The 14,642-nt window shown below is 63.1% G+C and carries 13 protein-coding genes and 1 pseudogene; 2 read left to right on the top strand and 12 right to left on the bottom strand.

What is annotated here, in order from left to right:
* Positions 1-66 precede the first annotated feature (66 nt).
* Positions 67-849: a ferredoxin--NADP reductase gene (locus DRB87_RS05780; protein WP_130025206.1), complete on the top strand. Its 783-nt coding sequence runs from the start codon at positions 67-69 to the stop codon at positions 847-849.
* Positions 850-928: 79 nt separating this feature from the next.
* Here DRB87_RS05780 and DRB87_RS05775 read toward each other — a convergent pair whose 3' ends face one another.
* Positions 929-1,771: an enoyl-CoA hydratase gene (locus DRB87_RS05775; protein ID WP_130025205.1), complete on the bottom strand. Its 843-nt coding sequence runs from the start codon at positions 1,769-1,771 to the stop codon at positions 929-931.
* Between the two features lie 60 nt (positions 1,772-1,831).
* Complete coding sequence (locus DRB87_RS05770) at positions 1,832-2,755, bottom strand: histone deacetylase family protein (RefSeq protein ID WP_130025204.1); 924 nt, start codon at positions 2,753-2,755, stop codon at positions 1,832-1,834.
* Positions 2,756-3,185: 430 nt separating this feature from the next.
* Between DRB87_RS05770 and mltB the strand changes: the two genes are divergently transcribed.
* The gene (gene mltB, locus DRB87_RS05765) at positions 3,186-4,415 is read left to right on the top strand and encodes a lytic murein transglycosylase B (protein WP_240756200.1); all 1,230 of its coding nucleotides are present in this window, start codon (positions 3,186-3,188) and stop codon (positions 4,413-4,415) included.
* 106 nt (positions 4,416-4,521) lie between these two features.
* Here mltB and cysM read toward each other — a convergent pair whose 3' ends face one another.
* The 10 genes and pseudogenes from cysM to cmk all read right to left on the bottom strand — a co-directional run bounded on the left by cysM (position 4,522) and on the right by cmk (position 14,423).
* On the bottom strand, positions 4,522-5,424 hold the full coding sequence (gene cysM / locus DRB87_RS05760) for a cysteine synthase CysM (protein ID WP_130025203.1): 903 nt from the start codon (positions 5,422-5,424) through the stop codon (positions 4,522-4,524).
* 118 nt (positions 5,425-5,542) lie between these two features.
* Positions 5,543-6,268, bottom strand: a complete 726-nt coding sequence (locus tag DRB87_RS05755) for a helix-hairpin-helix domain-containing protein (RefSeq protein WP_130025202.1) — start codon at positions 6,266-6,268, stop codon at positions 5,543-5,545.
* Positions 6,269-6,443: 175 nt separating this feature from the next.
* Positions 6,444-7,447, bottom strand: a pseudogene (gene rfaD, locus DRB87_RS05750) (ADP-glyceromanno-heptose 6-epimerase).
* The gene (gene rfaE1 / locus DRB87_RS05745) at positions 7,444-8,433 is read right to left on the bottom strand and encodes a D-glycero-beta-D-manno-heptose-7-phosphate kinase (protein WP_130025201.1); all 990 of its coding nucleotides are present in this window, start codon (positions 8,431-8,433) and stop codon (positions 7,444-7,446) included. The pseudogene rfaD and the gene rfaE1 overlap by 4 nt, the downstream one beginning before the upstream one ends.
* A 17-nt stretch (positions 8,434-8,450) precedes the next feature.
* Entirely contained in the window at positions 8,451-9,824 is a 1,374-nt protein-coding gene (locus DRB87_RS05740) for a UDP-glucose/GDP-mannose dehydrogenase family protein (RefSeq protein WP_130025200.1), read from the bottom strand.
* 21 nt (positions 9,825-9,845) lie between these two features.
* Positions 9,846-11,021 (bottom strand): lipopolysaccharide assembly protein LapB, encoded by a 1,176-nt coding sequence (gene lapB, locus DRB87_RS05735; protein WP_130025199.1) that lies wholly within the window; start codon positions 11,019-11,021, stop codon positions 9,846-9,848.
* Between the two features lie 64 nt (positions 11,022-11,085).
* The gene (locus DRB87_RS05730; RefSeq protein ID WP_017232086.1) at positions 11,086-11,379 is read right to left on the bottom strand and encodes a lipopolysaccharide assembly LapA domain-containing protein; all 294 of its coding nucleotides are present in this window, start codon (positions 11,377-11,379) and stop codon (positions 11,086-11,088) included.
* A gap of 241 nt (positions 11,380-11,620) precedes the next feature.
* Positions 11,621-11,914, bottom strand: coding sequence for an integration host factor subunit beta (locus DRB87_RS05725; RefSeq protein ID WP_017232087.1), 294 nt, complete (start codon positions 11,912-11,914; stop codon positions 11,621-11,623).
* A 12-nt stretch (positions 11,915-11,926) separates the two neighbouring features.
* Complete coding sequence (gene rpsA, locus DRB87_RS05720) at positions 11,927-13,630, bottom strand: 30S ribosomal protein S1 (RefSeq protein ID WP_017232088.1); 1,704 nt, start codon at positions 13,628-13,630, stop codon at positions 11,927-11,929.
* Positions 13,631-13,742: 112 nt separating this feature from the next.
* Positions 13,743-14,423, bottom strand: coding sequence for a (d)CMP kinase (cmk, locus tag DRB87_RS05715; RefSeq protein WP_217425207.1), 681 nt, complete (start codon positions 14,421-14,423; stop codon positions 13,743-13,745).
* Positions 14,424-14,642: the final 219 nt, after the last annotated feature.

The raw sequence follows: 14,642 nt of genomic DNA, 5'->3' as shown, positions 1-14,642 counted from the left end.
TCTCGTCACGCGTTGCCCCGGTGCGCGCTACACTGAAGACGTGTGGAACTGCGAGGAGCCTCAGGCATGCAAGCGCAGACGAAATACTCACCGCAAACGGTCACCGGCATGCATTTCTGGACGCCGACGATCTTCAGCTTCAAGACCACGCGACCGCCCGGCCTGCAATTTGCGGCGGGACAGTTCGTACGGATTGGACTTCCCGAGGGGGACAGCGAAGGGGCCGAGATGATCTGGCGACCTTTCTCGTTAGTGAGTTCGCCCGCCGAAGATACCTTGGAGTTCTACGCAATTACGATTCCAGAAGGGAAGCTCACGCCGCGCCTGGCGCAGCTCAAGGTCGGTGACACGTTGTTCGTGGATCACACCGCCTATGGCTTCCTGACGCTCGACCGCTTCACCGGCGGCGAGGATCTCTGGCTGCTCGCCACCGGCACCGGCCTCGCGCCCTTCATGTCGATCCTGCGCGACCCGGCCGTATGGCATCGATTCAAGCGAATCTTCGTCGTGCACAGCGTGCGATGGCAGCACGACCTTGCCTATTACGACGAACTGAAACACTTCTCCCATCCCGACGTCGATCCGTCGCTGGTCGATAGACTGCATTACGTTGTGTGCGTAACGCGCGAGCAAATGCCCGGCGCGCTGAACGGACGTGTGACGTCGCTGCTGGCGTCAGGCGAACTGGAGAGGGCGACGGGCGCGACGCTCGACCCCGCCACGTCGCGCATCATGGTTTGCGGCAATCCGGACATGATCAAGGCGCTGCGCGCGTGGTTCACCGACAAGGGATACGCCGTGAGCCGCACGGCAATGCCCGGGCCGCTCGTGCTGGAAAAGCAGTGGTAAGGCGTGAGCGGTGCGACAAGGTCTGAAGAGAGCGTGCGACGTCCCAAAGCCGTCGGGGGGCTTTGGGGCGCCGTTCCCGTCAGTCGGACCGCTTCGCCCAGTCGGGGGCGCGCTTCTCGATGAACGCTTGCACCCCTTCGAGCGCACATTCGTCCATCATGTTGCAGGCCATCGTCTGCCCCGCCATCTGATAAGCGGCCTCGATGCCGGTCTCGACCTGCCGGTAAAACAACCCCTTGCCCGCTGCCACCGCCGCGGCGGGCTTCGCCAGGATCGAACGGCATAGCGCCGCCACTTCCGCGTCAAGCCGCTCCATTGCCACCACACGATTGACGAGACCGCGCTCGCGGGCCGTCTGCGCGTCGATGAAATCGCCCGTGAGCAGCATCTCCATCGCCTGCTTGCGCGAGAGATTGCGCGAGAGGGCCACGCCCGGCGTCGCGCAGAAAAGGCCGACGTTGATGCCGGAGACAGCGAAGCGCGCCGCCGACGTCGCCACCGCCAGATCGCACATCGCAACCAGCTGACATCCCGCCGCCGTTGCAATGCCATGCACGCGGGCAACGACCGGCTGCGGCATGCGCTGCATCGTCAGCATCACACGCGTGCATTGATTGAACAGCGCGCGGTAGCTGTCGAGCGACGGTTCGGCGCGCATTTCCTTGAGATCGTGTCCGGCACAGAACGCCGGACCGGCGGCCGCCAGCACAACCACGCGCGCGCTGGCATCGCGCTGCGTGTCGTCGAGCGCACGTTGCAGCGCCTCGAGCATCGCTATCGAAAGGGCATTGAATTGGCGCGGGCGATTCAGCGTCAGCGTGACCACGCCGGCCAGTTCCCCCTCACCTCGCGTGACAAGGACAAGCGGCTCAGGCGTCGCTGTCGTCGCTGTCGTCGCTGTCGTCGCTTCGGATGCGGTCATGGTCTCTCTCCCGTACCGCGTCGTTTCGCGCGGCATCGCACAGTCGTCAAGCGCGAAATATCAAACGTCGGCGAGCACTTTCAGATGCGCCACGACACTGCGTCCGAGCGCCGAAAGGTTGTAGCCGCCCTCCAGGCAGCTCACAATGCGCCCCTTCGCATGACGATCCGCCACCGCTTTCACGCGTTCGGTGATCCACGCGAAGTCCGCCTCGGTCAGACCGAGATTGCCGAGGTCATCTTCGCGGTGCGCGTCGAAGCCCGCCGAGAAGAAGATCATCTCCGGACGGAACGCATCGAGTTGACCCAGCCAGCCGTAGTCGATCGCCTCACGGACCTGCATGCCCGAGGTACGCGCGGCGATCGGAATGTTGAGCATGTTCGGTGCCGGATCGACCGCGCCGGAAAACGGGTAGAAAGGGTGTTGAAAAATGCCGCACATCAGCACGCGTTCATCGTTGCCGAACGCGGCTTCCGTGCCGTTGCCGTGATGCACGTCGAAGTCGACGATCGCCACCCGCGAGAGTCCGTGCACTTCGAGCGCGTGCGCAGCCGCAATCGCCACGTTATTGAACAGACAAAAGCCCATGGCGCGCGTAGGCGTGGCGTGATGGCCCGGCGGGCGAACGCTGCAAAACGCGTTCTCGAGCTCGCCGCGCAGCACGGCATCGGTCGCCGCAATCGCCGCACCGGCCGCACGCGTGGCCGCACGCCACGAATACGGGTTGAGCAACGTGTCCGGATCGATCGGGAAATAGCCGGACTCGGGGATGTTGTCGCGAATGAAGTCGATGTGATCCTGCGTGTGCACGAGCCGCAGGCTGGCTTCGTCGGCCGCTGGGGCTTCACGGCGCTCGAGCAGGCCGTCGATGCGTCCTGCGATCAATTGGTCCTCGATGGCGCGCAGCCGTTCGGGACATTCCGGATGCCACTCGCCCATTTCGTGACGGATGCAATCGGGGTGCGTATAAAACCCGGTAGCCATTCGGTGTGTCGCCTATCGCTTCGAATCGTTATGGTGGGACGGGTGGGGGATGCCCGCCGTGCCGTGCGCCTCGCGTCCGGTAGCGGCCGGGCGGAGCGCGTGGCATGCGATGCCGCACTCCACTGGCGCTCGCTTGCCGATGGCCGGCATCCCCCATGAGTCCTGTCACGGACAGTGCTCAGGCCTTAAGGTATCACAGGTGCACTCGGTTATACTGCCAAGCAGTCTCCCAGCAGACCCGTGTCAGCCGGCAAGGGCCGTTCACCTGAATTTCGGGACGGCGGGAACCGGCATGAATGGTTGACGCTCTCGTTATCGGCGCGTATCGGATCACTGACGCACGCCCTGACGAACGCGTCAACGCGACTAACGCGACGGCGGCCAAGGTGGCTGCGTTGCCTTCGGACTTCATACAGGCCTGACAGACAGCATGACATCACCGGTACGGATGTACGATTCGCTCTCGCCGGCGCACACGCGCCCGCCCCATCGACCGGACACTGACCGCCCTCGCGCGGCTGCCCTGCGCAAACGTGCCGACGCCCCCGCCCTCTCGCCACTGTTGCGGCTCGCGCAGGCGTTCGGCGTGTTGCTTTGCGTCGGCACGTTCGCGCTGACGTCTGCCGGCGTGCACGCGCAAACACGCGCCAAGCCGATCGCGAAGGCGGAATTCGAGGAAGAGGTCGTACCGCAACGCTATGCGGCGAACCCCGAGGTCGACGCGTTCATCAACGACCTCGTGGCGCGCGACGGATTCGATCGCGGTGCGCTGCAAAATGTCTTCTCGCGCGTGGTGTTCTCGCAGACGGCGGCGCGTCTGGCCGCACCGCCCGCCACGCCCGGCCAGAAGAACTGGACACGATACGAGCGGAATTTTCTCGATAACACGCGCATCAACGGCGGCGTGCGTTTCTGGAACCAGAACGCGGCAGCACTCGCGCGCGCGGCGAAGCAATATGGGGTGCCCGAGGAGATCATCGTCGCGATCATCGGCGTCGAGACCATTTACGGGCGCCACATGGGCAACTTCCGCACCATCGATGCGCTCACCACGCTGGCGTTCGACTATCCGCCCGCCCGCAACCGATCGGAGCGCATGGCGCTCTTTCGCAATGAGCTGGAAAACCTGTTGCTCTACGCTCGCGAGCGCGGTGTCGACCCGTTCGGCATCTACGGCTCGTACGCGGGCGCCATCGGCATTCCGCAGTTCATGCCGTCCTCGATCCGCAACTACGCCGTCGATTACACCGGCGACGGCAAGATCAACCTCACGAACGATGTGGCGGACGCCATCGGCAGCGTCGCCAATTTCCTCAAGCAGCACGGCTGGCAGGCGAAACAACCGGTCGTCTGGAATATCGCCGGGGATCGCGGCAGTCAGGGGTTGGCCGAAGCCGGCGCAGACGGACAACCTGAGCCGCATTGGAAGCTCGGCGACTTCATCAAGGCAGGCATGCTGATGAACGAGCCGCGGCTCGATGTCGGGGCATCGCTCGACACGCCGGTGCTCATCGTCGATCTGCCTACGCCGGGACAAGCCACCGAATACCGCATGGGTCTGACCAACTTCTACGTGCTCACGCGTTACAACCGCAGCTTCTTCTACGCGATGTCGGTGTACGATCTTGCCGACGCGATCAAGGCAGCGCGCGCTCCGTAAGACAGGATGCCGAGCCGCACTCGTCATGCACAACGGGACCCAGTGGGTCCCGTTGTGCATGGTGCGAGGCATCCCGTCACGTGCGCGTGACCGGCACCGCGGCGCCTTACGCCGGGAACACCCCGGTCGACAAATAACGATCGCCGCGATCGCACACCACGAACACGATGGTGGCGTTCTCGACTTCATGCGCGAGATTCAACGCAATCTGGCAGGCGCCCGCAGCCGAGATGCCGCAGAAAATACCCTCTTCCGCCGCAAGACGGCGCGCCATGATTTCCGCTTCCGCCTGCGTCACGGAGATGGTGCGATCCACACGTGCCCGATCGAAGATCTTCGGCAGGTACGCTTCCGGCCACTTTCGAATGCCCGGGATGCGCGAGCCTTCGGCGGGTTCGGCGCCGATGATCTGCACCGCGTCGCTCTGCTCTTTCAGATACTGCGATACGCCCATGATCGTGCCCGTCGTACCCATCGCGGAAACGAAGTGGGTGACGCGCCCTTCGGTATCGCGCCAGATCTCTGGACCGGTACTCTCGTAGTGCGCAAGCGGGTTGTCCGGGTTGGCGAACTGGTCGAGGATGATGCCGCGTCCGTCGCGCTGCATCTGCTCGGCGAGATCACGGGCGTACTCCATGCCCCCTTTGACCGGCGTCAGAATGATCTCGGCGCCATAGGCCCCCATGCTCTGACGACGCTCGATGGAGAGATCTTCCGGCATGACGAGGACCATCTTGTAGCCACGAACCGCCGCAGCCATCGCCAGAGCAATGCCGGTATTGCCGGAGGTGGCTTCAATCAGCGTATCGCCGGGCTTGATGCGGCCGCGCAATTCGGCGTGCTTGATCATCGATAGCGCCGGACGGTCTTTCACTGACCCCGCCGGGTTGTTGCCCTCGAGCTTGCCGAGAATCACGTTGTTGCGGCGACGGATTTCGTCGTCGGGCAAACGCATCAGTTGTACCAGCGGCGTATTGCCGATGGTGTCTTCGATTGTCTTGTAGGCCATTGCGCTAAGCTGTTTCGGTCGGGAATCGGAACATTCTAATCCACCGGCCACGTCCGCGCTCAGGGGTAGCGATTTCGGCCGGACATCGCAATGGCGATGCCCGGCCGCCCGTCGGGCGTCAGCGCTTCGGTGCGCTAGCCGCCGCCGGAGCCTTGGCCTTCTTGGATTTGGACGGCTTTGCCGGGGCTGCGGCAGGCGCGGCCGCCGGCGCCGATGCCGCGGCAGGGGCCGCGCCGGCCTTGGCCGCCTTGGCATCCTTCGACTTCTTCGAGCGGGTCGCCTTCGCGTCCGATGCGCCTGCGGCGGACGCCGCCGCCGGAGCCGGCGTCGAGGGCTTGGCCGACATGGCCGCCGCACCCGGCGCCGCGGGTTTCATCGTCGAACCGGCGGCAGGCGTCGCCACAGGCGTCTTTTGTGTCGTCGTCGACGGGACAGGCGCCGCCGGCGTCATGGGCTTAGCGGTCGTCGCAGGTGCCACAGGCGTTTGCGCGGCAGGCGGCATCGGTTTGGCCGGTGCCGCAGGGGCAGGTGCGGGCGCGGGCGCCGATTTGGCGGCCGCAGCGGGCGCCGCGGCCCCACCCTGCCCGTTGATCGTCATGCCTTCGGACTGAAGCGTGGTCACGGACTTGGCGCCCAGCCCCTTGACGCGTTTGGCAACGTCCGCCGCATCCTTGTATGGGCCGTGGGCGTTACGCTCATCGATGATGGCTTTGGATTTGACCGGCCCAATGCCCTTGAGCGATTCGAGCTGCGCCTGGTCGGCGGTATTGATGTCGACGGCAGCCATGGCCAGGCCGCACAGGGTAAAAAAGGCAACAACCGCCAGCAAGAACTTGCGAAGCATGATCTGTTCCTTATGAAGTCACTCGGGCCGATATCGAGGATATCGTGGACCTCCTCGACACCCCGATTATGGCTTAACGTCCAGGAACGGCTACGGATGACATCGCACGCCCACAACGTCAAACAAAACGGGGAGCCAGTGGGCTCCCCGTCGGTCTTGCGCTGTGATTCGCCCTTTACTGCGCGAGCAACCAGCGCACGTACCGCGAAACGCCCTCACCCACCGTGTAGAAAGGCTGCTGATACCCCCCGATTGGCGAAGATTATCGATATTCGCCTGCGTAAAGCATTGGTACTTGCCGCGCAGCGCGTCGGGGAACGGGATGTACTCCACGAGTCCCTGCTTGACCAGTTCGTCGAGCGACAGCGCCGCCTCACCCGCTTCGGCACGAAGCGTGTTGATCACGGCAACGGCGATGTCGTTGAACGGCTGGGCACGGCCCGTACCGAGGTTGAAGATGCCGCTTCGCTCGGGATGGTCAAAAAAGTGCAGGTTCACCTTCACCACGTCTTCCACCGACACAAAGTCGCGGCTTTGCGTACCGGCAGCGTAGCCGTTGTATTCACCGAAGAGCTTCACCCGCCCATTGGCGCGGAATTCGTTGAAGTTGTGGAACGCCACCGAAGCCATGCGGCCTTTGTGCGCCTCACGCGGGCCATAGACGTTGAAATAGCGGAACCCGGCCACCTGACTTGGAAGCTTGCCACCGGCCTCGCGCATCGCCCGACGCACGATCTGGTCGAACAGAAACTTCGAGTAACCGTAGACGTTGAGCGGCTTCTCGAATTCACGGTTCTCCACAAACGTTTCCGACGCACCATACGTCGCCGCAGACGACGCGTAGAGGAACGGCACGGACTGCGCCTGGCACGCTTCAAACAATGCTCGCGTGTACCGGAAGTTGTTCTCCATCATGTAGCGGCCGTCGGTCTCCATGGTGTCGGAGCAGGCGCCTTCGTGGAAAATCGCGCGCACACGGCCGAATTCACGGCGCTGGAAGCGCGCAACGAAGTCGGTCTTGTCGAGGTAATCGCTGATCTCACAGTCGACCAGATTGCGGAACTTGTCGGCGCGCGTGAGGTTGTCGACCGCCACGATGTCGGTTTCGCCGCGCTCGTTGAGGGCTTTGACGAGGTTGGCGCCAATGAAGCCCGCGGCACCGGTCACGATGATGGTCATGTCAGTTCGGAAAAGAGTTCGGTGTAGTCCACAGTCGCCGTACCCAGCTTGCCGACGACAATACTGCCCGCGCGGTTGGCGAGCACAACGGCCTGCGCGAGCGGCAGACCAGCGGAAAGCGATGCGGCGAGCGTTGCGATCACAGTGTCGCCCGCGCCTGAAACATCATACACTTCGCGCGCCTGCGCCGGCACGTGCAGCGCGCCGCTCGCGGTGAAGAGCGTCATGCCTTCTTCCGAACGCGTGAGCAGCAGGGCCTCTAGATCAAGCGACTCACGCAGGGTCTGCGCGCGGGCCGTCAGGTCGTCTTCCGAGCGCCACTCGCCCACGACCTGCTGCAATTCAGAGCGGTTCGGCGTCAGGATGCTGGCACCGCGATATCGCTCGTAATCACTGCCCTTCGGGTCCACAAGTACCATTTTGCCTGCGGCGCGCGCAGCTTCGATCATCGGCTGCACATGCGTCAGGCCGCCCTTGGCGTAATCCGAGAGCAGCACGACGTCGTAGCTGTCGAGCAGTTGGCGATACTGATCGAGCACCGCCAGCAGCACTTCCCGCGCCGGCTGATTCTCGAAATCGATACGCAGCAATTGCTGCTGACGCGACACGATGCGCAGCTTGATCGTCGTCGCCAGATCGGCGTCTCGGGTCACAAAGGCCGTCACACCGCTCTCGTCGAGCAGGTCGACGACGCGCTCGCCCGGTTCGTCTTCACCCAGCACGCAAAGCAGCCCCGCCTGCGCCCCCAGCGACGCGGCGTTGAGCGCCACGTTCGCCGCACCGCCCAGCCGCTCCTCGTTGCGCTTGACATGCACCACCGGCACCGGCGCTTCCGGGGAAATGCGATTGACGTCGCCGAACCAGTAGCGGTCGAGCATCACGTCGCCGACGATCAGCACGCGCGCGCGGCTGAACGCCGCGCGAGGCACGGTGGGCACGCCGGGTGCCTGCACCGTGCGCGTGAGCGAAGTTGCCGTCAAAGTCATCTGTCGCTCCTCGTCACTCAGGCTGACTCGTGCAACCCGCGGCCGATGCCGTGGTACTCGATGCCCAGCTCCTTCATGGCGTCCGGTTCGTACAGATTCCGGCCGTCGAAAATCAGCGGCAGCGAAAGCGCCGCCTTCACGCGCGTGAAGTCCGGGCTACGGAACGCTTTCCATTCCGTAACGATCACGAGCGCGTCGGCGCCCGTCAGCGTGTCGTTCTGCGTCGCACAGAATTCGATGCGGGCGTGCGCCTCGGCATCATCTGCGAAGTCCAGCGCGACCACGCGGCGCGCTTCATCGAGCGCCACCGGATCATAAGCCCGCACCCGGGCACCACGACGCACCAGCTCGGCGATGACGCGGCGACTCGGGGCCTCGCGCATGTCGTCCGTGTTCGGCTTGAAGGCCAGCCCCCACAACGCGAACGTCTTGTCCGACAGATCGTCGCCGAGGCGGTTGACGATCTTGTCGATCAGCACGGCCTTTTGCGTTTCATTGACGGCTTCGACTGCGTTGAGAATTCGCAACGGCAGGCCATAGTCCTCGGCGGTGCGCACGAGCGCCTGGACGTCCTTCGGGAAGCACGAGCCACCGTAGCCGCAGCCGGAGTACAGGAAGTGGTAGCCGATACGCGGGTCCGAGCCAATGCCCTTGCGCACGTCTTCGATATCCACGCCGACGCGATCGGCCAGATTAGCCATCTCGTTCATGAATGAGATGCGCGTAGCGAGCATGGCGTTTGCCGCGTACTTGGTAAATTCCGCCGAGCGCACGTCCATGTACAGGGTGCGCTCATGGTTGCGGTTAAACGGCGAATACAAGCGCTTCATCATCGCGCGCGCCTGTTGGCCGTCGGTGTCGTCGTCTACACCGATCACGATACGATCCGGGCGCATGAAATCGTCAACGGCCGCGCCTTCCTTCAGGAATTCGGGGTTCGAAACGACGGAGAACGACACGTTTTCGCCGCGCTTGCCGAGTTCGTCGGCCACCGCGGCACGCACCTTGTCGGCCGTACCGACCGGCACGGTCGATTTATCGACGATGACCTTGAAGCTCTTGGCGTAGCGGCCAATGTTGCGTGCCGCGGCCACGACATATTGAAGGTCGGCCGAGCCATCTTCGTCCGGGGGCGTGCCCACCGCGATGAACTGAACGTCGCCATGGGCGACCGAGGCCTCGACATCGGTCGAAAATTGAAGGCGGCCAGCGGCGCGATTGCGCGCGATGACTTCCTGCAGGCCGGGTTCGTGAATCGGCACGCCGCCGTTGTTCAGGATTTCGATCTTGCGCGGATCGACGTCGAGGCAGAACACGTCGTTGCCGACGTCCGCCAGGCACGCCCCAGTGACGAGGCCGACGTATCCGGAGCCGATGATAGTGACTTTCATGATTGCGCGAACTAAGAGAAATTAGGAGGCCGCCGGCACGTCGACACGTCGCGGCGTATAGGTCTCCCAGCCGTTACAGCCGGGGCATTGCCAATAAAACAATCGCGCGCGGAAGCCGCACTGGTCGCAGACATACCGGGGCAACGACTTGGTACGCTGCGTGATGAGCTTGCCCATGAGCTGCAGGTCCGACTGCGTGTCGCCGTGCGCCGTGGCGGCATGTGCTTCGAGCAGGCGCACCATGCCGGGCGCGCTCGGCGCGCGGTGCATCTGTTCGCGCATGAGCTTGAGCGCCGCTTCCGGGCCTTCGAGGGCAATCGACTGCTCATAGACGATCTCCAGCAGATCGTCCGACGGATTCTTGCGCAGCGCATCGCTCAGCACAGCGAGCCCTTCCGTCGCCCGGCCCAATGCCTCGTACGCCCGCATCAGCCGCTTGGCCGCGAGGCCGAGGTACACCGGATTCTGCTCCTCGATGGTGCGAAGCACGCGCAACGCACCTTCGGCGTCGCCCGCGGCGAGCAGCATGTCGCCGCGCAGCAGCGGCGCACGCACGTTGGCGGGATTGACCGCGAGCGCGGCGTCCAGCGCTTGCGTAACGGCGTCGGCGTCCTTGCGTTGCAGCGCTTCCTGCGCCAGCTCGCAGTGGAACTGCGCGATCTCCTTGCGGTACGACACGGCAGGGTCGAGCTCACTCAGCGCCTCGGCCTCGGTCAGCGCCTTGTGCCATTCCTTCTCGATCTGATAGATCGTGAGCTTTGCATGTTGCGCTGCCTTGGCGTAAGCCCCAGTGTGCAGTCGGCCGAACGCCTCTTCGGCACGGTCCAGCAACCCCGCCTTGAGAAAATCGTGGCCGAGTTCGTAGAGCGCGTGCTCATGATCGGCTGACGGCAGGTCATGGCGCGAGAGCAGGTTCTGGTGCACACGAATGGCGCGCTCCGTCTCGCCGCGACGACGGAACAGACTCCCCAGCGCGAAGTGCAGCTCGGTGGTCTCGGGATCCAGCTTGGCGACTTCGATGAAGGCATCGATCGCCTTGTCGGGCTGCTCGTTGAGCAGGAAGTTCAGACCGCGAAAGTAGGACGCCGGCAGATTACGGCTCTCGGAGAGCAAGCTGCGCAGATCCAGGCGTGCGGCCACCCAGCCGCAGCCAAAAATCACGGGGATGGCCAATAGCCACCAGACCTCGAATTCCATGAATGCGTGTTGTCGTTGAAACAGTCGATGAAGAGGGCGAGCGTCGCGCGCCGTGTCGCCCGAATTAGACCGGCGGTAGCATCGGCGGTTGATCCCCCGCCTCGGGGTCGCGTTGTGCACGGGCCAGATCGCGCCGCGTGCGGCGTAGCTCCAGGCGCTGACGCATCAGGCTCGGCAATGTCGCGAGCACGCCGATGACGCCACCGACCACGAAAAACGCCAGGCCGATCATGATGAGCGGTGCCGTCCACGTATGCCCCAGGAAAAGGTTCAACGTGACTTCGCCCGTGTTGGCGAGCGCGAGACACAGCAACACCACAAACACGATGAGACGAACGATCCAAACAATCAGCTTCATGCCGAAAGGCTCCTGCGGCAGGGTTGCCGTATGTTTTGCGACTTGAGCGGCCCCGGGGCCACGGCGTCGATGCCGCCGACGCACCCGGGCCGGCACGTGGCCGTATTGTACCGGATGTGCTCCGTCAGGCGCCGTTACTGCAGCAAGCTTCACATTGGCGTCAATGGCCCGCACGTCTTGCCGCCAAATGCAAAAAAAGCGCCCGAAGGCGCTTTTCTCGCGTAGTAGATCCCAAAGGGCCTTATTGGTCCGACGCCTTGTGATCAACCCGCTCTCGCAACTCCTTGCCGGGCTTGAAGTGCGGCACAAATTTCTCCGGCACCATCACTTTCTCACCCGACTTCGGATTGCGGCCGACACGCGGTGGCCGACGGTTGAGCCCGAAGCTACCGAAACCGCGGATCTCGATTCGATGACCGCGCGCAAGCGCGTCTGCCATCGCATCGAGAATGGTCTTCACCGCGAAATCGGCATCCTTGAGCACCAACTGGGGAAACCGCGCCGCCAACTGGTTGACCAATTCAGACTTGGTCATAGGCCTTGGACCTTACTGATTCTGGCTGTCCAGCTTGGCTTTGAGCAGGGCACCCAGATTCGTGGTGCCGCTCGCTGCCGAGCTATCCGACGACATCTTGCTGATCGCTTCCTGCTGTTCAGCCGAATCCTTCGCCTTGATCGACAGGTTGATGTTGCGCGACTTGCGATCGATGTTGACGATCATTGCATTGACGGCTTCACCTTCCTTGAGCACGTTGCGGGCATCTTCCACACGGTCGTGCGAAATTTCCGAAGCGCGCAGGTAACCTTCGACGTCTTCACCCAGCGACACGACGGCACCCTTCGGGTCGACGGCCTTGATGGTACCGTCAACGATCGAGCCCTTGTCGTGAATGGCCACGAACGAGTTGAACGGATCGCCTTCGAGCTGCTTGATGCCCAACGAGATGCGTTCCTTCTCGACGTCGATGCCCAGAACCACGGCTTCGACTTCGTCGCCCTTCTTGTACTTGCGCACGGCGTCTTCGCCGGTTTCGCTCCACGACAGGTCCGACAGGTGAACCAGGCCATCGATGCCGCCCGGCAGACCAATGAACACGCCGAAGTCGGTGATCGACTTGATGCCGCCCTTGATCTTGTCGCCCTTCTTGAAGTTGCGCGAGAAGTCGTCCCACGGGTTCGCCTTGCACTGCTTCATGCCCAGGCTGATACGACGACGGTCTTCGTCGATCTCGAGCACCATGACTTCGACTTCGTCGCCCAGCTGGACAACCTTGGTCGGCGCAACGTTCTTGTTGGTCCAGTCCATTTCCGACACGTGAACCAGGCCTTCGATGCCCGATTCCACTTCGACGAATGCGCCGTAGTCGGTGATGTTGGTGACCTTGCCGAACAGGCGGGTACCTTGCGGGTAGCGGCGAGCAATGCCTTCCCACGGATCGTCGCCGAGTTGCTTGACGCCCAGCGAGACGCGGCCCTTCTCTTGATCGAACTTGAGGATCTTGGCGGTGACTTCCTGGCCAACCGACAGCACTTCGCTCGGGTGACGCACACGACGCCAGGCGATGTCGGTGATGTGCAGCAGGCCGTCGATACCGCCGAGGTCGACGAATGCGCCGTAGTCGGTGATGTTCTTGACCACGCCCTTGACGATCGCGCCTTCCTTGAGCGTCTCGAGCAGCTTGGCGCGCTCTTCACCCTGGGTGGCTTCGATCACGGCACGACGCGAGAGCACAACGTTGTTGCGCTTGCGATCGAGCTTGATCACACGGAATTCGAGGGTCTTGCCTTCGTACGGGGTCGTGTCCTTGACCGGACGCGTGTCCACCAGCGAGCCCGGCAGGAATGCGCGGATGCCGTTGACCATGACGGTCAGGCCGCCCTTGACCTTGCCGGTAATCGTGCCGGTCACGAGCTCGCCCGATTCGAGGGCCTTTTCCAGTTGCAGCCACGAGGCCAGACGCTTGGCCTTGTCGCGCGACAGCACGGTGTCGCCGTAGCCGTTTTCCAGGGCATCGATCGCCACGGAAACAAAATCGCCGGCCTGAACTTCGACCTCGCCCTGATCATTCAGGAATTCTTCGATAGGGATGTACGCTTCGGACTTGAGCCCGGCGTTGACGACCACAAAGTTGTGGTCAACCCGAACGACTTCTGCGCTGATGACTTCACCAGCACGCATGTCTTGACGGGAGAGCGACTCTTCGAAGAGTGCCGCGAATGATTCGTTAGTCGAGGTTTGCAGGTCGGACATAAATGTGGATTACGCCGCTGACGTCCGTCTCCCGAAGGGGGGTGACGATCACGCACAACGGTTGGGTTAAAGGTTGACAAAGCCACGACGGGTGACTGCATGAAACACCCTGTCAGGCGCCTTGCGGATACTGCACTTGCGCGAACCATTCGAGCACCTGGGCCACCGCCTGATCGACGTTGAGCCCCGACGTGTCGAGTACCCGCGCACCCTCTGCTGGCCGTAGTGGCGCTTCGGCACGGGTACGATCCCGCGCATCGCGCGCCTCAAGATCCAGCATCAGACTGTCTATGTTAGCAGAAAATCCTTTTTCTATCAATTGCTTATAACGCCTCTCGGCGCGCGCCTGCGGTGTGGCCGTCAAAAACACCTTCAAATCGGCCTCCGGGAAGATCACCGTGCCCATGTCGCGACCGTCCGCAACGAGGCCTGGCGCGGTCTTGAAGGCCCGCTGAAGCGACACGAGCGCGTGACGGACCGCCTTGTGCACGGCGATGCTCGATGCCCGATTGCCGATCGCCTCGGCGCGTATCGCGTCGGTGACGTCCTCCCCGGCCAGCCAGATGCGCTGCTCCTTGAATCGCACATCGAGCGTCTCGGCGAGCACCGTCAGCGCCCCGACGTCGTCCGGATCGATCCCGTGCCGGGCGCTCGCCAGCGCTGTCAGCCGGTACAGCGCCCCACTGTCGAGATAGTGAAAGCCCAATGCATCGGCCACACGGTGCGCCACCGTCCCTTTGCCGGATGCCGTTGGGCCATCCACCGTAATGACCGGAATCGAGTCGTCCACCATCGTGAAATCAGGCATCCCTTCGTCTCTGTGTGTTCAAAACATCAAAAAAATGAAATCTCGTGCGCAAATAGTAATGATTACCATTTTTGCGCAGGCACCATTGGCGCGCCCCGAAAACTCGGCCGCCGCGCAAGATCGCGATTATCCCTTAGCCAGTCCAAAGGGGGGCCCTACGCGCGTCAGGGCGACATGCCGCGTGGTTCGCACCGATGAGTCGGG

The sequence above is a fragment of the Pandoraea sp. XY-2 genome (genome assembly GCF_004193915.1).
GTDB lineage: Bacteria > Pseudomonadota > Gammaproteobacteria > Burkholderiales > Burkholderiaceae > Pandoraea > Pandoraea cepalis.
This window is presented reverse-complemented; position numbering and strand designations above follow the sequence as displayed.